This window comes from Winogradskyella sp. PG-2, from assembly GCF_000828715.1.
Taxonomy (GTDB): domain Bacteria; phylum Bacteroidota; class Bacteroidia; order Flavobacteriales; family Flavobacteriaceae; genus Winogradskyella.
This window is the reverse complement of sequence record NZ_AP014583.1, coordinates 3,743,059-3,769,529: the sequence shown is the minus strand read 5'-3', so window position 1 is coordinate 3,769,529 and position 26,471 is coordinate 3,743,059. Positions and strand designations below refer to the sequence as shown.

The following is a 26,471-nucleotide window of genomic DNA, read 5'->3' as shown; positions in this document are numbered from 1 at the left end:
CATAAACTAAACTACACTTTTTGAAAGATACATTTAAGCACCAAGGTATGCGCCAAAAATTAGTTGAAGTACTAATTGGTAAAGGAATAAAAGCTGAAGATGTTATAAAGGCTATTGGCAAAATACCTAGGCATTTGTTTATGGATTCTGGCTTTTTGGACCATGCTTATCAAGACAAAGCATTTCCAATTGGTGCAGATCAAACTATTTCTCAGCCCTATACTGTTGCTTTTCAATCTGAATTATTACAAATAAAAGCAGGTGACAAAGTTCTTGAAATTGGTACAGGCAGCGGCTACCAATGTGCTGTTTTAATTGAGCTTGGTGCTAAAGTTTATAGTATTGAGCGACAACAAGAGCTTTTTAAAAAAACCTCAAAGTTTTTACCCAAGATTGGTTATAGAGCCAAGAAGTTAATTTTTGGTGATGGGTATAAAGGTTTACCAGAAGAAGCTCCTTTTGATAGTATTATTGTTACTGCTGGTGCACCTTTTGTACCTAATCCATTATTAAGTCAATTAAAAGTTGGAGGCAGATTAGTGATTCCTGTTGGTGATGATGTACAAACAATGACTTTATTTATTAGAAAAGGACCAAAGGAATTCGAAAAACAAGAGTTTGGTAAATTCCGTTTTGTCCCTTTACTTGAGGATAAAAACTAGTTCGTTGCCTTTTTAAAGGCTTTTGAACCACCAACTATAGGAAGTATTAAACTCGTTTTATGTAATTGTATAGTTAATTCCGTTCCCGATTTTGGATGTAGTGTAAATTCTTTATCACTAGAAAATATCATAAAACCAATTTGTTGCCCAGCTTTTATAATTTGATCATCTGGTTGTAAATCAAAATTCACAGTATAAAAATTACCTGGTACTAAATCTTCTTCATTTGTTAAAGACTTGTAATTTTTTGGGTCAGCCCAACCACGAGTTATAATGTTATCAGTAATTTTAAATTCTTTTCCATCTTGCCAAGGTAAAGATACCAACCATACTGAAAGATTGGCAGCTGGTTTATTGCTTGCCAAGGTGATTCTAGCTTTAGCAACTCCAGAAATATGTAAATCTTCTTTTAAGGTTATGGTTTTATATAATAGGCGATGATTTGAATCTTCTGATTTTGCTAAATCAGATCCGCTAAATTCTACGTTATCAGTAAGTGATTGTAATGCTAAACTTTTTGGTTGAATAAGTTCTAATGCACCAGATTTAATAGGATGTAATGTTACATCTTCAGCATCAGGATTAGGGTAATCTTTATAAGCTGTTGGCAGTTGTCTATCGTCATACTCTCTTACGATATAAGCTTTGTTTTCTTCTTTTTCTACACCATTATCAATTCCATGAAGGTATTTTGTAAACCAACGATTCATCATAGATGTAGGAGGTGGACCTCCATGGCCTACTTGATGGTAGTAAATCTGAGTTGGCAATCCTTTTTCTTTAGCTGCTTTGTAGATTCTGTAACTGTGCTCTGGCATTACATTCCAGTCGTTAAATCCATGGGACATAAGTAGAGCTGCTTTCATATTATCCATTTGATTGAGGTAATCGCGTCCAGCCCAAAAGTCATTATAATCTCCAGTTTGTCTATCCATACCATTCATCATTTCAGTATCTCTAACGGTTTTGTTGTTGTATGCTCTTTTATCTTCAGCACCACTATGTACAAAATCGTAAAGTACATCGATATCTTCTCCTAAATAACCACCTGGAGAACGTACTAAACCGTTAGAACGGTAATAATGATAATAAGACGTATTTGGTGCTATTGGAATAATAGCCTCTAAACCCTGAACTCCTGTTGTTGCTGCTGCCAATGGGATAGTTCCATTGTAAGACGTACCAGTCATACCTACTTTTCCTGTTGACCAGCTTGCTTTTACTTTTTCTTTTCCAGCACGTTCTGTGTAACCTGTTGCTCTTCCACATAACCAATCTATAACTGTTTTTGGAGCTAAGGATTCATTTGGTCCACCAATAGTAGGAGCTCCATCTGATAAGCCTGTTCCAGGAGATGATGAATGTACCACAATGTAACCTCTAGGCACCCATTTTCTTATATGTGAGTTTGAAATAATTGGTCGTTGTCCACGACGTGTTACTTCAGGATGAAAACGTTCTTCTCCTATGCCTCCAAGCTCGTGTTTTACATTCCACATGGTTCCTGGAGCATCTCCAGCGACACCAGCAAAATATGGACTAGATACATAAATAACAGGAAGTTTTAAACCCTCAGTTTCTGTTTGCTCTGGTCGTGTTACAGACACGTGCATACGATCTGGTTCTCCATCACCATCAGTATCAAACTCAGTTTCTACCCATAAATCGTGACGAAGCCATTTACTAGAATCTTTAAAGGCTTCGACAATTTGTGCTTCTCCATCTTTAAAAATTGGAGTGGCTTTTTCTGTGGTGTTTTGGGCACAGCTTAAAATAGAAAATACTAATGCTAGTGTGAGTATTGAATTTGATTTTAATGAGGATATCATATCAGAATTGTTTCATAAAATAGTCTGATAAAAATAAGGAGTTAAACTAACAAGTCAAATACTATTTAAGATTAGTTTGGCAAATACACTTTTGGGATAGGGTTTTTCTCAGACTCTTGCATCCAATAGATATTAATAATCCACCAACGTTCTCCATCATACATAAGTTGGATGCTATTAATCCCTCTCATAAATGGTTCTGCATCACTTTTGCTTTTAAAAGATTCATAGGTGCTGAAGACTTGTGTTATATTACCAAAGGTTTGAGTTTGTCTATTTAATTCAACTTCATGAAACCCATTTTCTAATAACCATTTTCCTGAAGACTTAATATATTCTTCTGGTGTGATATATCGTGCTACATGTTTTCCGTCTTTAGATTTACCACTAGGAATCAATTTTGCATCTTTATGAAACAGATGTTTAAATAAATCCCAATCGCGTTCTACACCAGCATCGCCTGAAATTACAGAATAGAGTGTTTCAATAATGCTGTCTATCGTAACTACTTGTTTTGAGTAGTCTTTTGTTTCTTGCGCATTAAGGCCCAAAGTTATTAGAAACAGAATAAAGTATAGTTTTTTCATTCTATAAAGTTAAAAGAATTTCAAGCCAAACAAAATCGCATCACTTTGAAATCCGCTTTGGTAAGATCTTACATAGTCTAAACGTAAAAATCGCCATTTTCCCCAACCAATGTTATCTATACCAATACTATACTCTTGGTAAGGTTTAAAATCTGGTGTAGTTAAAAGATGTGCTCCAACAACCAAATTAAAATTCAGTTTATTTAATAAAGGTACTTTTCCTAAAATAAAACCATTAAAATCGTGTTCTGCATGTGCTTCTAAATAGGCATCATTAGTACTACCTGCATAATATGGTAAATTATTAAATACATTAGTATAATTGCCTTCTGTGCTTACATGAGTTTGGTTACCATTAAAATGTTGGTAGTCCATAAAAGCAATATCATCTGCATTAAAAAATTTACCAGCTCTTAAGTTGTATCTAAAACGCCCTTTATCTGCAATATTGAAAGTTTGGTACAGTCTTGCTTTCACTTGGTCAAAATTATAATCATTGTTAGTTGCACCAAAACCTTTTTCATAACTCAGCAATAGTGTAGGATATTTATAATTTCTGACATTAAATTTGCTATCTGGATAACTTAAGTATTCTTGTCCAAAATTAATTTGAGCAGTAATGTTTGCTTTAAAAATATTGTGTGTTTCAAAAGGTGCAACACCATAAGCCGTTTCGTCTAATGGATTATTACTGGTATAAACATCATTATCTTCATTTCTAAAAACTTGGTCAGTCGTATTAAATAATGCTTTTCGTCTTTCGTAACTTAAACCAGAATACAATCTAAAACCATTAAACAGTTCTTCAGAATGATTTAGCTGAATAAAACTTCGGTCATATATCTTCATGTAGTTATCCTCAAAGAATAACGTACTTACAGTATTAATAAATGGTGTTATTGGTACTGACGGATTAAATTGTTCCGTTCTTACTCCTCCTGAGAGAGTTAAAAATGAACGCGACGTATTATTAAACTTATAAGTTAATGAACCTACACCTCTTAAACGTTGATCTGAAAACCCATATTGCAAACTTGCATTAGCACTAAAGAATCTTTTAAAGTCAGCATAATCTTTAGTAAAAAATAAATTTGCTTTTGCAGTATAACCTTGTACTGTATTAAATTGTATGCCAGTTAAAGGTATATCATAACCTAACCGAATATCTTTATGAGAGTTTTGATAGGTGTAACCTAAAATACTTCCTAATTTAAATTTATTGTTTTTACGATCTATAGAATCTAGATAAGGTTTTGATTCTTTTACCAATTGAATACTATCCTTTTTTATATAATCAATTTGCTCTTCGCTTGTTAAAGGTACTGGTCTAATAGTATTCCAGAAGATGGAGTCTTTCTTATTTGCTTCGTTTTCAAACGCAACAATTTCTCTACCAAAATCTTTTCTCGTCAAAGGTAAATTAAATTCGTAGTTACTATATACAGCAGTAAAACGACCGTCTCCTTTAAAGCCCAAGAATTTGTATTTAAAATCGAGGCTTTGAGATATTAAAGCCCAAATACTATTATCTTCTGAATAAGAAAATGTTTGTTTTATTGATAAAATATCTGCGGCAGGAATACGAGCCTGAACACCTGTAATATCTAGTTCTACAGCATAAATAGTCCATTGATCCTCAACAATATAAATGATACCTGAGAAAACAGGGTCATTTTCGCGTTTTGGAGTTACGCTAACTTTGTTAATTAGATTTCCTCTATCATCGTAAAATACACCTTCTAGTTTATAACGATAATAACTAAACGCATTATTAGCAATAGGTGAAACGATTTCATTTCCAAACTCAATGGTATTGTTATAGAAATTATAATCTACATCACTCGCATTATTAAAGCTAAAGCCATTACTATCTCCACTTACTTTTGAGGCCGTAATTTTTTCTTTGAGCTTGTCTGGATTTAAAAACTGAAGCTTAGATATGGTTTCTGATAAATAAATAATTCCTGTACGTGTAGAATCTAAGCCGTCAATTTCTATCTCTTGACCCATAAATTTCTCAGGTGCATCTTTAATTCTAATTAATCCTCTGGAATAAAAGTCGGCTTTAAATGTGTTTATTTTATCTAAATTTTCTTTTCGTTTAGCAATGGCTTGTCGTATGATAGCATTTGCTGGATTATCTTCTGAGTTGACTACAACTTCACCAAGTGAAACAGATTCGTCCTCTAATGTTACATTTATGGTATATGGAAATTTATCAATTTCTACTTTCTTCTTTACCGTTTTATAGCCTAAATAAGTGTAAACTATTGTATATACTCTAGGTTTAGTGATATTGAGCTCGTAATAACCGTCGTCATTGCTAGTGGTACCTTTATAAGTATTATCTATAAGTATGTTTACAAAGGGTAGAGGTTCGTTTTTTGTATTTGTGACTTTACCAACAACTTGAGCTGTTATAAGAGTACTAAAAAGAATAAAGAATAGATTGAGTAATTTTTTTGTCATGAGGGTAAGATTGATGATTAATGTTTTAGCTAATTATTTTAGGATGTGTTACAAATTTTGTGACTTTATTTATAAAGACGTCAATAAAATTGAAATGGTTGCCTACACGAACTCAAACATATACTAAAATAAATCAGTTAAAAGTTATAGCGCTCTTAAATTTATCGGAAATTTTTCTTAATACGAGCTAAGTCGCGCTTGTTATCACGATCTTTAATGGTCTCGCGCTTGTCGTAAAGCTTTTTACCTTTACCTAATCCAATGATAAGTTTTGCAAAACCTTTTTCATTAATAAATAACTTAAGAGGTATAATGGCATTACCTTTTACATCCATTTCTTTTTTTAGCTTTTTAAGCTCTTTTCTATTCAGTAATAGCTTACGTACTGCTTTAGGTTTATGGTTGTAATAATTACCAAATGCATATTCCTCGACAGTCATATTAATAACAAAAAGTTCTTCTTTGTCATTAAACTCGCAAAAACTTTCCGCAATAGAGGCCTTACCTGATCTGATGGATTTAATTTCAGTTCCGGTAAGCACAATTCCTGCCGTAAATTTATCTAATATCTCGTACTGAAATTTGGCCTTTTTGTTAAGTATGTTAACCGTTTTTTGCATGGATAGCAAAGGTAATCTTAAAAATTAATAGTTAAAAGTTTATTAGACTAAAGTAAACTGCGTAATCTTATTCATAGTTTTACGACTATCAATTTTTAAATTATTATATGAAATATTTATCTCTTGTTTTAATAACATTTAGCCTCTTTGGCTGCAAGAATGAAACAAAAGAAGAAGTACTTTCCGCTAATGAAATTGTAAACAAATCTATAGAAGATTTTGGCGGTAAAATTTTTGATCGGAATGCTGTTATAATAAAATTTGATTTTAGAGATATTCATTATAAATCGTCTTACACATCAGAAACGAAAGTCTTGTCGCGACGTATGATTAAGGATGATATAATTATAGATTTTTTAAATGGCAATACCTTTCAACGTTACATCAATAAAAAACCGATTAAACTTGAAGACTCAATGGCTGTAAAATATAGCGCTTCGGTAAACTCAGTGCATTATTTTTCGACTTTACCATTGGGTTTAAATGATAACGCAGTTAATAAAATTTTACTTGGTGAAGAACAAATTAAGGATAAGGGTTACTACAAAATAAAAGTAAATTTTAACCAAGAAGGTGGAGGAGAAGATTATGAAGATGTTTTTATGTATTGGATTGACAAAGAGATATTTAAAGTAGACTATCTTGCGTATTCATATAATGAAGACGATGGTAAAGGTATGCGCTTTAGAGAAGCTGATAATGAGCGCTATGTTAATGGTTTACGCTTTGTAGATTATAACAATTTTAAACCTGAAAATGATTCAATACAACTCTTCAAATTAGGAAAAGCATTTGAAAATAATCAGTTAAAATTACTGTCTAAAATAGAACTCGAAAATGTAACTGTTGATTTAATCGACCTTTAAAACTGTTGAGGTTTTAGAGTCTTTAGTTACTGTAACAATGTAAAGATTTGCATTGTTATTATCATCTATCATATCATATTTTTTCTCACCTAAGAGTCCATTTGTAAACATTGGAGTAGTGTTACTATGACCAACAACTAATATGGTTTTGCCCTTAGTGGTTTCCATAAATTCTTTTGAATTCATTTTTCTAGGATCGTAGAATGATACTTCAACATTATTTGCTTTTGCAGTAGGAGCTGCAGTTTCTTTTGTTCTATTGTAATCAGTAGAGTAAACCATATCAAACTTTACCTCTTTTAGAACATTAGCCCAGTTATTTGCGCGTTTTAAACCTGCTTCTGTTAAATGCGGGTTTCTATTCGTTTTATCTGAGCGATCTTTTTCTGCATGTCTAATTAAGTAAAATGTAGTTGTTTTTTCTTCTTTTTTAAAGTCTTCTTCAAAAGGCCCTTCCCAAATCACCTGTTCTATCATCCATTTGCCATCGTCTTTAGAAAGTAACATATAGTCTAATCCCCAATATCCAGTGACTTTTGCAGAGGCTATGTGATTACTTATCTCAAGAACTTTGACACTTCGCATTTTAGTTTCAGTGCGTATTCTACCTTTCTCTTTAGTGTTTTGCGCCATTTTCAGGGCGTTCTTGTACGTCAATTGATCATAATATTCGTACTTCCCAGTATCTTTATTTTTCCAATAGCCAAATTTATATAGTCTTGGTTTTAGAGCAGCTTTCAATTTAAGTGTATCTCCTTTATAGAAACCGTCTATATAATTATTTAGCGTTATTTCAATTTGAGCTTTATCCGAAGTTTCTTGGGAAAAAATAGAAAATGAGCATAAGAAGAGGAGTGTAACTAGAAAGGATTTCATGACGAGATTGATTAATTAATACCATCAAATATAATCTAGAAACTGAGTAATTCCTTTAAAAAGTTGTTAAATCGTTGGATCAGTAGATATAACTTGTTCAGGTTCATTCATCATTAAAACACCTAAAGAGGCACCTATTCTATCCACACCAACTTCAATATACTTTCGAGCAGTTTCTACATCTCTTATGCCACCTGAAGCTTTAATTTTTAACTGGTTTTTTACAGATTTTTTCATGATTTTAACAGCAGTTAGAGTCGCACCACTCTTAGAAAAGCCTGTTGATGTTTTTATATAATCAGCTCTTGCATCTATGCAAATTTCACAGGCTTTTACGATTTCGTTTTTTGAAAGCTCACTAATCTCTAAAATGACTTTCAAAGGCACTAAACCAATAGCACGTTTTACATTGCTTATATCTTTTAATACAGCGACATAATTTTTGCTTTTTAATCTGCCAATATTCATTACCATATCTATCTCTGTAGCACCTTGTTCAATAGCCTTTTTTGCTTCAAAAATTTTAGACTCTGTTGACATGGCACCTAAAGGAAAGCCAACGACTGTACATATCTTAATGACAGACCTACCAAGGATTTGTTTAGCAATTGGTACATAGCTACTATTAACACAAACTGAATAGAAATTGTATTTTAAGGCCTCTTCACAAAGATTTAGTATATCTGCTTCAGTAGCGGATGCACTTAGTAGGGTATGGTCGATGTATCTATTTAATTCCATTTATTTTTTTAAGTAGGATTTAGACAAAATGTTAGCTATAGTAATTCTCTACAAGTAGAGGGATTACAGGACAAGTTTAATAATGTCTTAAGTTATGTTGGAATTAAATAGCTCGATAAAGTTAATGTTTTATCGGTTAAAACGTATGTAAAAACCTAAATTTTATTGTGCCGTTTATCGAAAAGTTTATTTCACTTTTGCTAATGGCTTGATTATTAATATGAAAAGTCGACCTTAAAGTTGAATTTATTTTACCTCTTTTTGAGGTTTAAATTGTTTTAATCGCTCTTCAAAAGTTATTGCGTTTATTGGATTTAAAATATCATTAAACAATTGCATCATGTCATCTGCATGGTTAGCACGTTTTAGATTCAATAAATCATAGTGAACAAAACTGCACCAAATGAATGATTTTAATTCACTCTTATCATGATTGTACATTCGCATTTCTGCTTTTAAATTGCTTTTGTCAAAATAGATAAGCTGAGATTGTATGGTTACAGTTTCCATTAATAAAGCAGGTTTTAAATATACAATCTGATTACTACTAGACACCCAATTTCTCCCTGTCTTTCTTGCCATTTTGTAAATATCTATGTCATAATTTCTTACGAGTTAATCTTCACGATGATTCATAAAGTAATCTGAGTACTTTCCGTTATTTAAGTGATTAAATGGATCGCAATCCTAAAATCTAATTTTCGTTTGGCTTTCTACAATCTTTGGTAAATTCATCTCTTTATTTGATTTTAAAATATACCAATCGGTATATTATTGGTTAAAAAAATATTATGCTCTTAGTTCATTTGTAATCATATCATCAATTTGATTCATGCTATCTTTCATATAAAATTCGTCATCCATAGTATAAGTCATAAAAATAGCGCCTTGGATCATGGAGTCTAATCGTTTCGCATACTGCATAGCATTTATTTCTGATGAAATTTCACCAATTTCAATACCATCCTCTATTATAGTAGCGACTTTATCTTGGATACGTTCTATAACAACTCTTACATTATCTAATAATTCAGAGTTTTGATTATTAGCATCTACACCAATATTTAAAACTGGGCAACCACCATAAGTTTTACTCAACTTATAATAGTCGCGATAAAAATCAGAGATTAAGTACAGCTTTTCAATAGGATAGTCGCTTTTAGAAATATATTCAGAAATTAATGACATTAGTTTTTTTACTGTATACTTAAATGCTGCTATAGCCAAGTCTTCTTTATTTTTAAAGTTACCGTAAATAGCGCCTTTGGTTAAACCCGTTGCAGAAGTTAAATCACTTAAACTCGTTGCTGCATAACCATTTTTATTAAATATTGGCGCCACAGTTTCTAATATATATTGAGTAGTATGTTCTGATTTAGTAAGCATATAAAACAAAAGTCGTTAAAAATATACCGTTTGGTATATTTTTAACGACTTATTTTATTTTTTACGGCTAATTACTATTCTGAGCGAACAGCAGTCACAGTATAACCTTCTGCTCGTAATAAATTAATTACACCATTTTCACCTGCTAAATGACCAGCACCAACACCAAAGAAGGTAGCTTGTTCATTAGCATAGGTTTTAATTTTCGAAATCCAATTTTTATTTCTTGTAACTAATAATTTATCTTGATGTTTAGCTACTGAAGAGTTTTCGTCATCATCCATCATATCTAATAAGTCTGTAATGTTTTCGTCATTATAAACAGACAACATTTTAGCAAAATCTTTTTTGTCTGAAGCCAAATTATCCTTTGCCATTTCTAATAAATCGTCGATTTGATCTTGGTACGGAATGTCTTCAAAAACTTGTATCTGATCTTCTATTGTTTCTAGACCATGAACATCTTCACCTTGTATTTGAGCAATTTTTATTAATTCAACTTCAAAAGATTGCAGTGGACAATCTAAGATATGAGGATATAATGATGCTGCTAAGAAGAAAGGTTTTACGTTTTCAGATGTTTTCACCGAAACACCAATATTTTTTATAAATAAAGAGTCAATAGCTTGGTAATCCTCTTCAGAAACAAAATCTTTAAGCGTTTTACCATCTTTCATATACATACCCTTAATCATCTTAGTTTGTAACTCAGGATCATCCATATCTATTTCTAAAACAACTTGTGAGGTGTCATCTAATGCTTTTTTAACATCATTTTCTATGGTTGCGTCGCATGTAAGATGTATGGTTCCGAATAAATAAGATGCTTTATCTAGGCCATTGCCTTCGATTTTCCAAAGTGTAGAATTTTCTAATTTTTGTGCCTGCAATCCAATAATTGAGAATAACGCTAATAATAAAAGGGATAATTTATGTTTCATATGAAGTTTTAATTTTGAAGTATAAGTAGCAAATTAATACTTTTTGTTACAAAAGGAAAGCAACACATCTTTTAACCGATAGCTTTTCGTTTAAATTCCGTGTTGCTTTAACCAACCAATCATTATATAGACTATTTTTAAGCTATTATGTTACAGTGGTATTAGAATTCTTCAACAACTAAATCTCCCTGATTTCTAAAAACGAGTTTATCATCAAACTCATCTAAAAGAATAACGCTATCAGTAGTTACAGATCCTGCTAGAATCTCTTTACTTAATTGATTTAATACCTCTTTTTGTATAACACGTTTTACAGGTCTAGCTCCGTATTCTGGATTATAACCTTTCTCTGCCAAATAACTAATGGCTTCTGGTGTCGCGTCAAAAGTAATTCCTTGCTTAGCAATCATCTTAGTAACACTATTTAGTTGTAAGCCAACAATATCTACAATGTTTTCTTTAGATAAAGGTGTAAGGAGTATGGTATCATCAATTCGATTTAAGAACTCTGGTCTTACACTTTGTTTCAATAAGCCTAAAACATCCACTTTAGCCGATTCAATGGCTGAAGCAATATCTTTTGTAGCTTCAAAACGTTCTTGTATAATATGACTTCCCATATTTGAGGTCATAATGATAATAGTGTTCTTAAAGTCAGCAATACGACCTTTGTTATCTGTTAATCGCCCTTCATCTAACACTTGTAATAAAATATTGAAAGTATCTGGATGCGCTTTTTCAATTTCATCTAATAACACCACTGAATATGGTTTACGTCTTACAGCTTCTGTTAATTGACCACCTTCATCATAGCCCACGTAACCAGGAGGTGCTCCAACTAATCGGCTTACAGCATGTCGTTCTTGATATTCACTCATATCAATACGTGTCATCGCATTTTCATCATCAAACAGATATTCGGCTAAGGCCTTAGCTAATTCTGTTTTACCAACACCAGTTGTACCCAAGAACAAAAAGGTTCCTATTGGCTTTTGCGGATTTTGTAAGCCTGCTCTAGAGCGTCTTACAGCATCACTAACAGCTTCTATGGCTTCTTCTTGCCCTACAACACGTTTATGCAACTCATCTTCTAATTTAAGAAGCTTTTCACGTTCGCTTTGAATCATTTTGGTTACTGGAATTCCGGTCCATTTGGCAACAACATCTGCAATATCCTCGTAAGTCACTTCCTCTTTAATTAAGGCCGTTTCTTGTTGTTCTGTTAATTGTTTTTGAAAGGCTTCCAATGATTCTGTGGCCTCTTTAATTTTACCGTATCGTATTTCTGCTACTTTACCATAATCGCCTTCACGCTCTGCACGTTCCGCTTCTAGTTTATAGTTTTCAATATCTTGTTTAATAGTTTGTACGTTTTCTACAACCTCTTTTTCAGATTTCCATTTGGCATTAATCTCATTGCGTTCTTCTTTAAGATTTGCTAAATCAACTTTTAAACTTTTTAATTTGGTTTCATCTTTTTCGCGCTTAATGGCTTCATGTTCAATTTCTAATTGCATTATTTTACGATCGAGAACATCTAATTCTTCTGGCTTAGAGTTAATTTCCATACGTAATTTAGACGCAGCCTCATCCATTAAGTCAATAGCTTTATCTGGTAGGAATCGGTTTGTAATGTAGCGCTCAGATAATTCTACAGCACCAATAATGGCTTCGTCTTTAATTCTAACCTTGTGATGCGTTTCGTATTTCTCCTTAATACCTCTAAGAATAGAAATAGCGCTCTCAGTATCTGGTTCGTTCACTATAACTTTCTGAAAACGCCGTTCTAAGGCTTTATCTTGCTCAAAATATTTTTGATATTCATCTAATGTAGTTGCACCAATGGCTCTTAATTCACCACGTGCTAAAGCTGGCTTTAAAATATTAGCAGCATCCATGGCACCTTGTCCACCACCTGCACCAACTAAAGTGTGAATCTCATCAATAAAGAGAACTATATCTCCATCACTAGTTGTTACTTCCTTTATAACGGCTTTTAAGCGCTCTTCAAACTCGCCTTTAAATTTTGCACCAGCAATAAGTGAACCCATATCTAAAGCAAATATTTGTTTGTCTTTTAGATTTTCTGGAATATCACCATCTATAATTCTGTGTGCTAAACCCTCTGCAATAGCCGTTTTACCAGTTCCTGGTTCACCAACTAAAATTGGATTGTTTTTAGTACGACGTGATAAAATTTGAAGTATTCTACGAATCTCTTCATCTCTTCCAATAACAGGATCTAATTTGCCATCGCTAGCTAACTGATTTAAGTTTTTAGCATACTTACTAAGTGCGTTATAGGTTTCCTCTTGACTTTGTGAGGTGACACGATCTCCTTTGCGTAACTCATCTATACTCGCGCTTAGTACCTTTTCTGTAACACCTTGATCTTTTAGAATCTGTGCAATCTTGCTTTTAGATTTAAAAATGGCTAATACCAAATGCTCTATAGATACAAAGTCGTCATTCATCTTTTTGGCAATGATAGAAGCCTCGTTTAAAGCTTTACTAGCATTGCGAGAAATCATAATATCTCCACCAGAAACTTTTGGAAAACTTTCTAGTTCCTTATCTAATATTTGTTGAAATATTGATACATTAACATTCATCTTCTTTAGCAGGAATGGTAAAACGTTTTCATCAACCTCAAAAAGGGCTTTAAAAATATGGTCATTTTCTATATGCTGATGACCAAAACCTTGCGCAAGCTGCTGTGCTTGCTGTAAGGCTTCTTGTGATTTAATGGTATAATTATTAAAATTCATCTTTTATTTTTTTTGTATTTTCTACACAGGTAGAAATCTACAATTAGTATTATGTTTTGTTTACCTTTAGTCAATAATCTTACCAATACAACTAAGAAGACAAAATGACGTATTCTTCTAGTAGTAGCGTGACGTTTCGTCAGTTTGTAAGATTAAAAAGTGTTAACGACTTACTAGTTATAATCGTATACAAGTTATGGGGATTTTTAATAAAATGTTTGGTGGTTCATCAGAACCTAAAGAAGAAAAAGTATTGCCTTGGATTGCTTTAAATAGTATAGAACAATTACATGCTATTGAAGATAAATCTAAAACTAAAACACAGCTTATTTTTAAGCATTCTACACGCTGTGGTATTAGCCGAATGGTAATGAACCAATTTGTATCGTCTTACAACCTAGATGCAAACGCAGATTTATATTATTTAGATTTATTAAGTTATAGAGAAGTTTCAAATGAAACCGGTTATAAATTCCAAGTAATGCACCAATCTCCGCAATTACTGGTATTGCGGAATGGAGTAGTGGTGGCGCACGCCTCTCATGGTGGTATTAATGAGATGGATTTAGATAAGTTTATTTAAAATTACGTAGTTCTATGTATTGACTTTATGCTATTGAGCTGCATGTAGTTATAAAAAAGACTAATTTTATATATACTAACGTTGGGCAACATTAAAAAATGACGAAGTACTTTTTAATTCTTTTAGTTTTATTCTTAATCGTATCATTTAAAACAGAAAAGGAAGAGTCAAATAAATTTAAAGTAGAGTATAATGGCGCATTAAAAAATATGATGCACAAAAGCGATATTTCTACTAAAGTTGATTTAAAAACGTTTGAAAACAGTAAACATTTCTATGCACTTGGTGCGATTGAAAATCTAAAAGGTGAAATTCAAATATTTGATGGTAAGCCTTTTAATACTATGGTTATTGATAGTACTTTGAAGTTCGATAATTCATTTAATAAAAAGGCAACACTACTTGTTTATGCGCAAGTTGAAAAATGGAACTCAATACATATTCCTAATGATATTTTATCATATAAAGACTTAGAGAATTACATAGCACAAACCGCTAAAGAAAATCAAATTAAAATTGATGAACCATTTCTATTTTTACTAGAAGGTATATGCAAATCAGTTGATTGGCACGTAATTAACTGGAATGAGGGAGATATGGATCACTCTCATCACAAACATATAAGTTCTGGACTAAATGGAAGATTAAAGAATAAGAAAGTTGAAATTTTGGGATTCTACTCTGATTCTCATCATGCAATTTTTACGCATCATTCCACTAATATGCACTTATATGTAAAAACAACGGACAATAAATTAGCAGGACATTTAGATGACCTAACTTTGGGTAATGGAATGGTTCTGAAATTGCCTAACATAAAACAGTAATATTGTTTAACAAATTCTGCAGTAAAATAACTTGTTTTTTGTGTATTCGGAAAATCCTACAGATTTCCTTCAGATACGCTTTCTTTTACTAACTTAGTCTAGCCAATGCAACTAAACAAACACCAATACGTTAGTGTAATTAGAGATAAAACAAACCATGGATATATTAAAATTAGCTACTGAATGGACCAAAGCTGAAGTTTTTTCTACCAGATTCTTCATCTTATTTGCGATTTTATTTTTAATTGCAAGCATAGGCTTTTGGCAGCTGGGAAAAACAGAAACGGCAAGAGCTTACATCATTCCTACCTTAATAGCTGGTCTATTACTTATGACCATAGGACTTGGATTATTTTACACCAATAAATCTTGAATCAAACAATTTGAAACAGCTTATAATGAGGATTCATCAGCTTTTGTGGCTTCAGAATTTGTAGGTATCGAAAAAGCTTTAAACTAATATAGAACTATAGTTTTTAAAGCCATACCAGATATTATTATAGTAGCGGCGTTGTTAATTATTTTTGTTAATAAGCCAACTTGGCGAGCATCTGCAATCACTACAATTGCTATGATGGTCGTTATTTTGTTGATAGATGGTACAGCACATAACAGAATTGATGCCTACAACAAGCAATTAAAATTAGCAGATAAAGAAACTAGGAATAGTTTAAATTAAGTCTTAAAACGTATATATATAACCAAGAATGAGTTCTTAATCGATATAATTAGTTTTTTGTACGCTTTTTTTGACAAAAATTCATCTATCCTATATATTCATATAATTATAGCCATTGGCTTTAAATAACATGACCCTAATACTACTATCTTAAGTTTACATTTTGTTATTGTGTAATTGTTATTACTCAATCTTAATAAATGTTGACTGCTTTTTTTCGATTTTGTTTCGCCTTTTTGTTAATAGGTGTCTGTTTTTCTTCCTGTAATGGTTCTAAGAACTACTTGCAGTTGAAGGATAATTATTCTAAAGGAATGGTTCTGGTAAAAGATAGTTCCTACAAAGAAGCCTTACCATACTTAAATACAGCATATACTATCGCAAGAGATAGTATAAATTCTAAGAAAAAACTTCGGCAAGCATTACTAGAGTATTATAGTGCAAACATTGCTCTTAAGAAGTTTGCCCTTATTGATTCTTTAGAGTTAACAGATATGTTATTAAAAAGCTCGGATGGTCTTAATAAGGCTAAACTTTTAGACTATTCTTCTAGACTAGAGCAATTTGCGGATTCTTTGTCTAAGTATAGACAATACAAAGATGCTATAAAGCTCTATGAGGAGCGTAAATCTGTTTTAAGTAAAAATGATCTTTCCAATACAGGTGATTATGCTAAAACCCTGTATGGATTAGGCAAGATTTATAAAGGCACAAAGCAAAATAACTTAAAAGCAAAGCAACATCTTGAACAAGCTCTAAATCTAGTGCATTCAATTCCTATGAATACATTAAAAGAAGAAGGTATTTTAAAGAGTCTATTGCTCGTTTATATAAACCTAGGGGATACATTAAATGCGCAAATAGTCGCAGAAGAGGCTCTAAATATCGTAGAAAAAAAAGAAGGAAGTACAAGTGAATCTTACACAAATTCACTTAATGAATTTGGAGTCGTTTTTTGGAGAGCAGGATTTTTAGAAAAGGCAGCAGCATATGAAAATAGGGCATTGCAAATATTTGAAAATCTTGAAGATTCAAATAGTAGTGGTTATATATACGCTAGTTATGTTTTAGGACTAATAGAAAGAGATAATAATAACTATTTAAAGGCAATAGACGCTTTTAAGAAGGTGCAAAAAACTATGATTAGTCAAAATGACAACAATACTGATTCTTATGCCCAGTTACTTGGAGTGATTGGACTAATCTATGACCGTATTGGCAACTATGAAAAAGCGATTTATTATTGTAACCAAGCGTTAGAGGTTACTGAAATATCCAAGAGAACCATAAGTTTAAGGCTTATGGATAAAGGGTATTGTTATCAAAATATGGGACAATATAATTTAGCGAATCAATTCTATAATGAGTCAATTGAATCCATGAAAATCTCTCATGGAGTGGATAGCGAAAAGTATGCGAAGCTCTTAAATAATAGAGGTAAACTTTATTTTGAAGAAAATAGGTTTGATGAAGCTTTAGAGTATTTTAAAAATGCTTTAGAGATAAATGAAAAACCAGAAGGAGAAGAATGGCACAACGATTACAGCTATATGCTTAACGATTATGCCAAAACTTTGCTTGAATTAGGTGATAACGAGCAGGCGATTAGACTTATGGAAAAGAATTTGAATTACTTTATTAATAAGGGTAAGCCTAAAAATGAAGAATTCTATAATAGAAAATATAGCTTAGCAAATGCATATAATTTAACAGGGGATTTTAAAAGCGCTTTACCTTTAATTAAAGAATCTACTTCTAATCTTGGTGACATATTAGGGACAGACCATGTGGATTATGGTGATTTTCTAAAAACACTTAGTAACACTTACTTTGGCTTGGGTATGAAAGATGAAGGTATTTCATCATTATTAGAATCTAATAGTGTATTTGTAAATCAAATCAACAAGATTTTTCAGTTTAGCAGTGAGCAAGAAAAGGCGGCTTTTATGAAGATGATAACTAATACGTTCAATCAAATGCAATCTTTATCGCAAAGTGATACATTTAAAGATTCGAGCTTAGATATTGCAAATTTGAATAATCAATTAATGTTAAAAGGCTTGCTATTGAATAATTCTAAGGATATTTTAACAAAGCTTAGTAAGATTGAGAATGATAGTTTAACATTCAAAATTGAACTCTATAAAAATGATAAAAAAAGATTGTCAAAATTGTTAACACAGTATAGAACTACAAACGAAAAAGAAATTGATAGTTTAAAAAGTGTAGTTAATCAGAGGGAAGCCGAACTAGTAAAATATTATTCTACAAATTTTGAAGGAGGAATTTCTCTTACACGAAATTGGGAAGATGTAAGGAAGCAGTTAAAACAAGATGAAGTAGCCATTGAGTTTGCTCATTTTGGCACCTACAAAAACAACAAGTCAACTGGCGAAACGAACTATATCGCTTATTTATATACTAAAGATGAACTTCAACCAGCAGTTATTCCATTATTTAGAGAGAAAGAACTTATAGCATTATTAGATAAAGGCTCTCCAAATTCATTATATGCCGTTAGAGGATCCAAGGGAAAATCTATGAAATCAACAAAGGGTTTATACAATCTGATATGGCTTCCTATTGAGGCCTATTTAAAAAACCTAAGCCCAAAAAAGAAAGTGTATTTTGCGCTAAGTGGTATACTAAATCAAATACCAATGTCTGCTCTTGGGACTAAAGATAAACCAATACTTTCTTATCAATACGATTTGTATCAAATGGGTAGCACTCATAATTTAATTAACGAAATAAATAAAAAGGATAATGGTAATATTCTTCTTATAGGTGGTGTAAATTATGATATTAAGTCTAACGAAGCTGAGTCGAGGGCTTCAAAGTGGAATGAACTTCCTGGAACCTTAAAGGAAGTTATGTCTATTGAAAACATTTTATCAAAAAAAGGGTAAAGTAGTTTCTGTATGGGAGTCTGATAATGCATCAGAAAAACAATTCAAGAATTTAAGCGGTCAAAGCCCGAATCTTATTCATATTGCTACTCATGGTTTCTTTTTTGAGAATTCTGAAAAGTCAAAAACTAGTATTGATGATGAGGTTTCAAATATTTATAGGTCCTCAAAAGACCCATTATTAAGATCTGGTTTAATTCTCTCTGGAGCGAATCAGGCATGGGGAAACAATAATTTTTATAGTGATAATGAAGATGGTATTTTAACAGCTATGGAAATAGCCAATTTAGATTTATCAAATACCAGTATTGTTGTTCTAAGTGCTTGTGAAACTGGTTTAGGTGATATTAATGGGAGTGAAGGAGTATATGGTTTGCAACGTGCGTTTAAAATGGCTGGGGTAGATACACTTATTATGAGTTTGTGGCAGGTACCAGACAAAGAAACGGCCATTTTTATGGAAACACTTTATAAAAACTGGACTAAAAATAACACTATTAGAGCAGCATTTATAGAGACACAACGCAACTTGTCTAGAAAGTATAAAGATGACCCCTTTAAATGGGCCGCGTTTGTACTATTAGAGTAAATTTTAATATGAAAAAAGTATTAAACATAAAATTTCTATTAATAGCTTTAACTATTTCTTATGGCTTAAATGCGCAGATAACCTCATATCCTTATATTGAAGATTTTGAAACAGGTGCTGGGGGATGGACTTCAGAAGGTGTCAATAGTTCATGGCAACTTGGAACACCTTCATTTGGATCTTTTAACTCAGCAGCTTCAGGTTTAAACGCTTGGGTGACCAATTTAACGGGTTTTTATAATTCTGATGAAAATTCAGCTTTGGTAAGTCCTGAATTCGATTTATCGTCACTTATAAATCCAGTTGTAAATTTCAGTTTAATTTGGCAAACTTATTGTTTTAATGGTGTATGTGATGGTGCAGTTCTTCAATCTTCTATTGATAATGGTCTCACCTGGCAAAATATTGGTGCTTTAGAGACAGGTCTTAATGGTTATAATGATGATTCAGTTTCAAGTCTTCCAGGTGGGCAAGAAGTTGGTTGGTCTGGGAATCCATATGAATCTGGTTTTGGATCCTATTGGTTTACAACTATTCAGTCAATTCAAAATTTATCAGGGGAAAGTAGTGTCTTTTTTAGAATTGCTTTTTCATCAAATTTAAGCGGTGAAAACCCAGGAATTGCATTTGATGACTTTAGTATAATAGATATAGGTAATGAGGCTGTTTCTATACCAGATGAACAGTTTGAACAGGCTTTAATAGATAGTAACATAGATTCTGATGGGATATTGAATTCATTGGTTAATCTTAATGATATTTATTTTAATTCTCAGTTAGATATATTGGATTACAATATTATGAATTTTGAAGGGTTACAATTCTTTAAATGCCTTCAAAACTTTGAATTAATTAATAACAATGCAGCTATCATACAGCCATTGGATTTTTATGGAAATATGTATTTGGAAACTGTCAATATCCTTGCTGCTGAAAACCTTAACCAAATTTCATTTGATCAAAATGTATACCTCGATGATTTAACACTTAGGTTTACGGCAATTCAATCTTTGGATTTAACAAATAATATTAATCTTGAGAATGTTACCGTAACAAACAATCCATTTTTACAATTTATAGATCTAAGAAATCAAGAGGGCCTATTCTCACCAATAAGCTTTCTTGATGTCAGGAATAACTCTAATTTAAATTGTGTAGCTGTTTGGAATACGTCTGCAGCACAGTCCCAATCTAATTGGTTTGAACCTTCTGGTGTTTATGTTGCTAATTTGAATCCAAGAATAACTGAAAATCCTAATGATTTAATTGTTGATTATGATGGTAATGGAAATCAAACTGAAGTAAATGAATGGCTAGACATTAATGGAGGAGCAGAGGTTAATAGTTGCATTGGTGAAGTAATATGGACTTATAATGTAATTGATGATTTTTTAGGTGATTCAGATTTTGATGGTGTTTTAGATCGTCTTGCCGTTTCTGTTGAGTTTACAGCAACAGATGAAATAGGAGAATCCATAACTATAGTCGCTGATATAATATTTAATAATTTTGCTACTGCAGGTGAGAGTAATGGTAATGGAGGTGTTATATGTGATAATTTTTATGATGTTAGTAAATTTGATGACTCTCTGTATACAGAACCAAATGGAGGTGCTGAGTATAATGATAGTAAATTTAGTTCTTCTACTTTTAGTATTGATGAAATAAGTGGTTTGTCTGGACTTGAATTAGAAGGTACTGATATCAGGTTTCCTGAATCTGGTGCTGGTCAGTTTACTTACTTTTTTGAGTTTAAGGTTAGTACTTCTTTTAATATAGGAAGCGAAGAAAAAACTTATGAAACATCAACTTTTTATACCGCTAATGATGTTACAGTAGCCTTTGACCCTATTGATCCTGTTACTACAGTGCAGGTTTGCGATTTTAATAATTTAGATCTTTTGTGGTTGTATGATCAATTAGAAATTGACTCAGAAGCTATTAATAATACAAGTTTTAATAATGCAGATTTAAGTGGTTTTAATCCAGCAAGTTTCTGGTATAACCAAAATGATAATTTAGAAGATGGCTCCAATCCATCGTCACTGAACGAAATTACTGAACCAGGAGTTTATCAATTTAATGCTAAGAACTTTTTGGAAGACTGCGCAGGCGAGCCTATTTATGTAACTCTTGTTTCTAGTACAGCTGAAACAATCCTTATTCCTGACCAACAGTTTGAACAAGCTTTAATAGATTTAAATATTGATTTGGATCAGAATCTAAATGGTCAAATTGAGGTTTGTGGAATATCAAGTGTTGAAACTCTTAATATTAATGGGTATTCAATATCTAATTTTGAAGGTATTCAAAGCTTTGTGAATTTAGAAGTATTTAGATATACTAATGGTTACGCACTCAACTTATCTGTTGATTTTAATAATAACTTTAATTTACGTGTAATCGAAATTGATGCTTATGTCGGTGCACCAGCTTCATCTGGTTTTAATGAATTAATATTAAGTAACAATACACTACTTGAAGAGTTAATAATAGATACAGCTACTAGTAATTTATCAAGCCTGGATTTGAGTCAAAATATCAATCTTCATACGTTATCCTTAAATACATTGTATGGCTTGCAAATGATTGATTTGTCTAATCTTAACCAGCTTAAAAGCCTGTATTTTAGACAGTTGTATGGAGTATCAAACCTTGACCTTTCTAATTTAAGCCAATTGGAAGAATTAGAGCTTATAGAGTTTAATCAATTTTCAGTTCTTGATATTTCTAATTTAAATGAGCTTAGAATTTTAAACTTATCATTTTTAAATAATATTACAAGCCTTAATTTTTTAAACTTAAGTGAACTAGAAGGTGTAAATATTTCAAATTTAGACGGACTTACAAACCTCGATTTTTCAAACCAATCTCAGCTAACAGATGTTAATATAAGTGCATCAAACATTCGAGCAGTAAACTTGCAGAATGGTTTTAATACTGAAATCACAAATCTTAATATAAATCCAGGATTTAATAATGCCTGTTTGCTTGTTGATGATGTGGAGTATGCTGAAAACAATGCCTCATGGCAAATTACAAATTCAGTTTACACGGATGTTCTATGTATAGCACCACCTATAAATAGCGGTATAGATGCTTTTGACGCCAATGTGAATATGGAAGTTGAAAGTTGGTTAGATAACAACGGAAATGCTCAAGTTTATTTTTATCAAGAAAATATTACATGGAATTATAATTTTAGTATCTCAGTAAATGCGTTCAATAATATAATTTATGAAACAACATTTACTGCATCTTCAGTTTTAGGTAATCAATCCACCTCAGGACAATTTATTTTATATACCTCTGATTTTACTGCAGGAGTAGACTTTGTTCCTGTTAATGAGGATGTAGCTGGTGGAATAGAAGCAGACGGAGCATTGTGTGCTGATGAATCAGGCACTTTTGATCTTAGTATTTTTAATAGGAACGAATTTGATGAACAAATTGATTTTGGTAGTAATGTTTATGAAAATGCATTAATTATTTATCAGCAAGACTTGGCAGAGGGTACAGGAGATGCTGTTACTTCAATTGAAGATACAGAAGTACGTTTTCCTGAATCTGGTGCTGGCCAATTTACATATCATTATACTATAAATGTTTCTAAACAAGTTCAATATTTTGGTATGCCTAATCCGATAACCTTAACGGATGAAGCAGATGTTTGGCATTGGTATACAGTTCCATTTAATCCTGGAGAAGATAAAGAAATGACAGTATGTTCTAATGATGATATTACCCTTGGTGATTTATACGCCCAATTTGATATTATTGATGGTACTAACGATTCAGAATTTAACACAGATGATTATTGGTTTGATTCTAATGGGAATCCAATTACTACTTATAATGGACCAGGTGAATATATCTTTAACGCTGGTCAGTTTTTACCTCAATGTGGTGCTATTGAAGCTAGTATAATTGTGTCAGAAACATTGGATTTATCTTTAATAAACCCGAGTGAAGATTTAACAATTATATATGATCCGTTAACTTATGAAACTCAGGTGAACACTTGGATTCTTAATAATGGTGGAGCTACTGCTTCTAGTTGTGGAGATATAACATGGGAGTGGGAAGTATTAGATTCTGTTTTAACCACAGATATTAATCCTGATGACACAAATTTAGTGTGTACAATACAATTCACAGCGTCTGATTCAACTGATGATGAATTACAAAGTACAGCTTTACTCACATTTTTTGGATTTCCATCAGCAGGTCTAAGTATAGGTAATGGAGGGGTGTTGTGTGAAACGACATCATATGATCTCAATTTATTATCAAGTGATGATTATAATAGTGGTAAGTTTGAATCATCGACCATAGTTATAAATCAAACTGATGGATATCCTGGAGCAACTTCAATAGGTACTGAAGTACGTTTTCCAGAATCGGGTGCAGGTCAGTTTACTTATAATTTTGATGTTGAAGTAACAACAATCTTAAATATAGGGGGTTCAGTCAATTTGGAAATAGAATCTATAGCATCTTTTACTGTAAATGAGGTTACCATACCTTTTGACCCTGGGCCAAATATTACTGTTGAAGTTTGTGATTTCAATAATGTAGATTTATCAGCATTGTATAGTGAATTAGAAATACAAGTAGACGTTGATAATACTGTATACAACGAAGCTGAACTATTCGGTAATGTCTTCGAACCAGAAAATTCATGGTACAATGAAACGGATGACTTAGAAGCAAATCCAGATTTAGAGCCATTAACTGAAATAACAGAGCCTGGAGTATATCAATTTAACGCAAAGAAGTTTTTACAAGATTGTGCAGGTGTGCCTGTCTATGTTACTTTAGTTGAAGAAGCGGAATTATCAGCTGGGAATAATGCAGAGTTAGAGATATGTGAAGGGGAGACACCAACAGAAGCAGAATTGTTTACGGCTTTATCCGGAGATGCAGATACAGGAGGTACATGGTTAGAAGTATCCACAGGAGTTTATGAATACAGTCATGCAGCAACATTATGCAGTCCATTTGTATCGGCTACAATTACATTAATAGAAGAAACGGCAAAATCAGCAGGGAATAATGCTGAGTTAGAGATATGTGAAGGGGAGACACCAACAGAAGCAGAATTGTTTACGGCTTTATCCGGAGATGCAGATACAGGAGGAACATGGTTAGAAGTATCCACAGGAGTTTATGAATACAGTCATGCAGCAACACCATGTAGTCCATTTGTATCGGCTACAGTTACATTAATAGAAGAAACGGCAAAATCAGCAGGGAATAATGCTGAGTTAGAGATATGTGAAGGGGAGACACCAACAGAAGCAGAGTTGTTTACGGCTTTATCTGGAGATGCAGACACAGGAGGTACATGGTTAGAAGTATCCACAGGAGTTTATGAATACAGTCATGCAGCAACATTATGCAGTCCATTTGTATCGGCTACAATTACATTAATAGAAGAAACGGCAAAATCAGCAGGGAATAATGCTGAGTTAGAGATATGTGAAGGGGAGACACCAACAGAAGCAGAATTGTTTACGGCTTTATCCGGAGATGCAGATACAGGAGGTACATGGTTAGAAGTATCCACAGGAGTTTATGAATACAGTCATGCAGCAACATTATGCAGTCCATTTGTATCAGCTACAGTTACATTAATAGAAGAAACGGCAAAATCAGCAGGGAATAATGCTGAGTTAGAGATATGTGAAGGGGAGACACCAACAGAAGCAGAATTGTTTACGGCTTTATCCGGAGATGCAGATACAGGAGGAACATGGTTAGAAGTATCCACAGGAGTTTATGAATACAGTCATGCAGCAACACCATGTAGTCCATTTGTATCAGCTACAGTTACATTAATAGAAGAAACGGCAAAATCAGCAGGGAATAATGCTGAGTTAGAGATATGTGAAGGGGAGACACCAACAGAAGCAGAGTTGTTTACGGCTTTATCCGGAGATGCAGACACAGGAGGTACATGGTTAGAAGTATCCACAGGAGTTTATGAATACAGTCATGCAGCAACATTATGCAGTCCATTTGTATCAGCTACAGTTACATTAATAGAAGAAACGGCAAAATCAGCAGGGAATAATGCTGAGTTAGAGATATGTGAAGGGGAGACACCAACAGAAGCAGAATTGTTTACGGCTTTATCCGGAGATGCAGATACAGGAGGAACATGGTTAGAAGTATCCACAGGAGTTTATGAATACAGTCATGCAGCAACACCATGTAGTCCATTTGTATCGGCTACAGTTACAATAACTGAGGAATTGCCAAAATCAGCAGGTGAAGATGGTGAATTAGAAATTTGTCCTAATACAAACCCTTCATTCACAGAATTATTCAATGCACTTGGTGGTAACCCAGATTATGGAGGTATATGGATATTAGCATCTCCGGGAGTTTATGAGTATAGGCACATCGCTACATCCTGTAATGCTTTTGTGTCTGCATTTGTTACTTTAATACCAGAAGAACAAAAATCAGCAGGAGAAGACGGAAGTATCTTATTATGTTCTGATGAGACACCAACAGAAGATGAATTATTTGCAGCTCTAGGAGGTGTAGTAGATACTGGAGGGACTTGGGAAGAAACAGCAATTGGTGTTTATGTTTACAGTCATGAACCATCGTCTTGTTACCCTTTAGAGTCAGCAACTGTAACTGTTGAAGTTAATGAAGCATTATCTCCAGGTGAAGATGGTGAATTACAAATAGAGGAAGGTACGATAGTTATAGAAGAACAGTTATTTAACGCTTTAGAAGGAACTCCTGATTTAGGTGGAGTTTGGTCACCTGAATTACTTGGTGGTGGAATTTATACTTATACACACAACAATGGTGATTGTGGTGAAGCCTCCGCAATTATAGAAGTTACCGAAGTAAATAGCATTTCTAATGATGAGCAATTAGGTGGTCTATTAATTTACCCTAATCCAAGTGCAAGGATTATTAAAGTCAAAAATGAAGGTAATGTTTTAATATATTCCATTGAAATTTTTGCTGTAAATGGTCAACGCGTTAACGTAATAAATTCTAACTTTTCAGAAATCAATATCAGTCAATTAGATTCAGCAATGTATTTTGTTAAAATAAATTCTGCGGTCGGTATTAAAATGACCAAACTTATTAAAAACTAATAATGTTTAGCA

Annotated in this window: 19 protein-coding genes; 9 read left to right on the top strand and 10 right to left on the bottom strand. The window is 32.7% G+C overall.

Features of this window, described 5'->3' with window-relative positions:
- Positions 1–20 precede the first annotated feature (20 nt).
- On the top strand, positions 21–662 hold the full coding sequence (locus WPG_RS16920; RefSeq protein ID WP_045474878.1) for a protein-L-isoaspartate(D-aspartate) O-methyltransferase: 642 nt from the start codon (positions 21–23) through the stop codon (positions 660–662).
- Here the strand turns inward: WPG_RS16920 and WPG_RS16915 are convergent.
- From WPG_RS16915 to smpB, 4 genes are all read right to left on the bottom strand, one after another.
- Positions 659–2,491 carry a Xaa-Pro dipeptidyl-peptidase gene (locus WPG_RS16915; RefSeq protein ID WP_045474876.1) on the bottom strand — a complete coding sequence of 611 codons (1,833 nt, stop codon included), beginning with the start codon at positions 2,489–2,491 and terminating at the stop codon, positions 659–661. The genes WPG_RS16920 and WPG_RS16915 overlap by 4 nt on opposite strands.
- A 71-nt stretch (positions 2,492–2,562) precedes the next feature.
- Positions 2,563–3,078, bottom strand: coding sequence for a hypothetical protein (locus WPG_RS16910; RefSeq protein ID WP_045474874.1), 516 nt, complete (start codon positions 3,076–3,078; stop codon positions 2,563–2,565).
- A gap of 9 nt (positions 3,079–3,087) precedes the next feature.
- Complete coding sequence (locus WPG_RS16905; protein ID WP_045474872.1) at positions 3,088–5,547, bottom strand: DUF5686 and carboxypeptidase regulatory-like domain-containing protein; 2,460 nt, start codon at positions 5,545–5,547, stop codon at positions 3,088–3,090.
- A gap of 161 nt (positions 5,548–5,708) precedes the next feature.
- A complete protein-coding gene (gene smpB, locus WPG_RS16900) occupies positions 5,709–6,167 on the bottom strand; it encodes an SsrA-binding protein SmpB (RefSeq protein WP_045474869.1) in 459 nt (152 codons plus the stop codon).
- A gap of 107 nt (positions 6,168–6,274) precedes the next feature.
- Between smpB and WPG_RS16895 the strand changes: the two genes are divergently transcribed.
- A complete protein-coding gene (locus tag WPG_RS16895) occupies positions 6,275–7,033 on the top strand; it encodes a DUF6503 family protein (RefSeq protein WP_045474867.1) in 759 nt (252 codons plus the stop codon).
- Here the strand turns inward: WPG_RS16895 and WPG_RS17990 are convergent.
- The 6 genes from WPG_RS17990 to clpB form a co-directional block, all read right to left on the bottom strand.
- Positions 7,019–7,909 carry a histidine phosphatase family protein gene (locus tag WPG_RS17990; RefSeq protein ID WP_084221615.1) on the bottom strand — a complete coding sequence of 297 codons (891 nt, stop codon included), beginning with the start codon at positions 7,907–7,909 and terminating at the stop codon, positions 7,019–7,021. The two genes, WPG_RS16895 and WPG_RS17990, sit on opposite strands and share 15 nt — an antisense overlap.
- A 66-nt stretch (positions 7,910–7,975) precedes the next feature.
- Entirely contained in the window at positions 7,976–8,650 is a 675-nt protein-coding gene (gene deoC / locus WPG_RS16885; protein ID WP_045474864.1) for a deoxyribose-phosphate aldolase, read from the bottom strand.
- Between the two features lie 246 nt (positions 8,651–8,896).
- Positions 8,897–9,232, bottom strand: coding sequence for a thioesterase family protein (locus WPG_RS16880; RefSeq protein WP_231850221.1), 336 nt, complete (start codon positions 9,230–9,232; stop codon positions 8,897–8,899).
- Positions 9,233–9,439: 207 nt separating this feature from the next.
- Positions 9,440–10,036, bottom strand: coding sequence for a TetR/AcrR family transcriptional regulator (locus tag WPG_RS16875; RefSeq protein WP_045474862.1), 597 nt, complete (start codon positions 10,034–10,036; stop codon positions 9,440–9,442).
- A gap of 74 nt (positions 10,037–10,110) precedes the next feature.
- On the bottom strand, positions 10,111–10,977 hold the full coding sequence (locus tag WPG_RS16870; protein ID WP_045474860.1) for a TraB/GumN family protein: 867 nt from the start codon (positions 10,975–10,977) through the stop codon (positions 10,111–10,113).
- Positions 10,978–11,138: 161 nt separating this feature from the next.
- Positions 11,139–13,745 carry an ATP-dependent chaperone ClpB gene (gene clpB, locus WPG_RS16865; RefSeq protein ID WP_045474859.1) on the bottom strand — a complete coding sequence of 869 codons (2,607 nt, stop codon included), beginning with the start codon at positions 13,743–13,745 and terminating at the stop codon, positions 11,139–11,141.
- A gap of 196 nt (positions 13,746–13,941) precedes the next feature.
- On the opposite strand from clpB, the gene ytxJ reads away from it, so the two are divergent.
- The 7 genes from ytxJ (at position 13,942) to WPG_RS16835 (ending at position 26,459) form a co-directional block, all read left to right on the top strand.
- Positions 13,942–14,328: a bacillithiol system redox-active protein YtxJ gene (gene ytxJ / locus WPG_RS16860; RefSeq protein WP_045474857.1), complete on the top strand. Its 387-nt coding sequence runs from the start codon at positions 13,942–13,944 to the stop codon at positions 14,326–14,328.
- 98 nt (positions 14,329–14,426) lie between these two features.
- Positions 14,427–15,155, top strand: a complete 729-nt coding sequence (locus tag WPG_RS16855; protein WP_045474855.1) for an acetolactate decarboxylase — start codon at positions 14,427–14,429, stop codon at positions 15,153–15,155.
- Positions 15,156–15,312: 157 nt separating this feature from the next.
- Complete coding sequence (locus WPG_RS18920; protein WP_316929960.1) at positions 15,313–15,528, top strand: hypothetical protein; 216 nt, start codon at positions 15,313–15,315, stop codon at positions 15,526–15,528.
- A gap of 138 nt (positions 15,529–15,666) precedes the next feature.
- Entirely contained in the window at positions 15,667–15,834 is a 168-nt protein-coding gene (locus tag WPG_RS18915) for a hypothetical protein (protein ID WP_316929959.1), read from the top strand.
- A gap of 290 nt (positions 15,835–16,124) precedes the next feature.
- On the top strand, positions 16,125–18,743 hold the full coding sequence (locus tag WPG_RS16845) for a tetratricopeptide repeat protein (RefSeq protein ID WP_171817203.1): 2,619 nt from the start codon (positions 16,125–16,127) through the stop codon (positions 18,741–18,743).
- The gene (locus WPG_RS18815; RefSeq protein ID WP_052471321.1) at positions 18,715–19,332 is read left to right on the top strand and encodes a CHAT domain-containing protein; all 618 of its coding nucleotides are present in this window, start codon (positions 18,715–18,717) and stop codon (positions 19,330–19,332) included. Before WPG_RS16845 ends, WPG_RS18815 begins: the two co-directional genes overlap by 29 nt.
- An 8-nt stretch (positions 19,333–19,340) precedes the next feature.
- Positions 19,341–26,459 (top strand): T9SS type A sorting domain-containing protein, encoded by a 7,119-nt coding sequence (locus tag WPG_RS16835; protein WP_045474850.1) that lies wholly within the window; start codon positions 19,341–19,343, stop codon positions 26,457–26,459.
- Positions 26,460–26,471 lie beyond the last annotated feature (12 nt).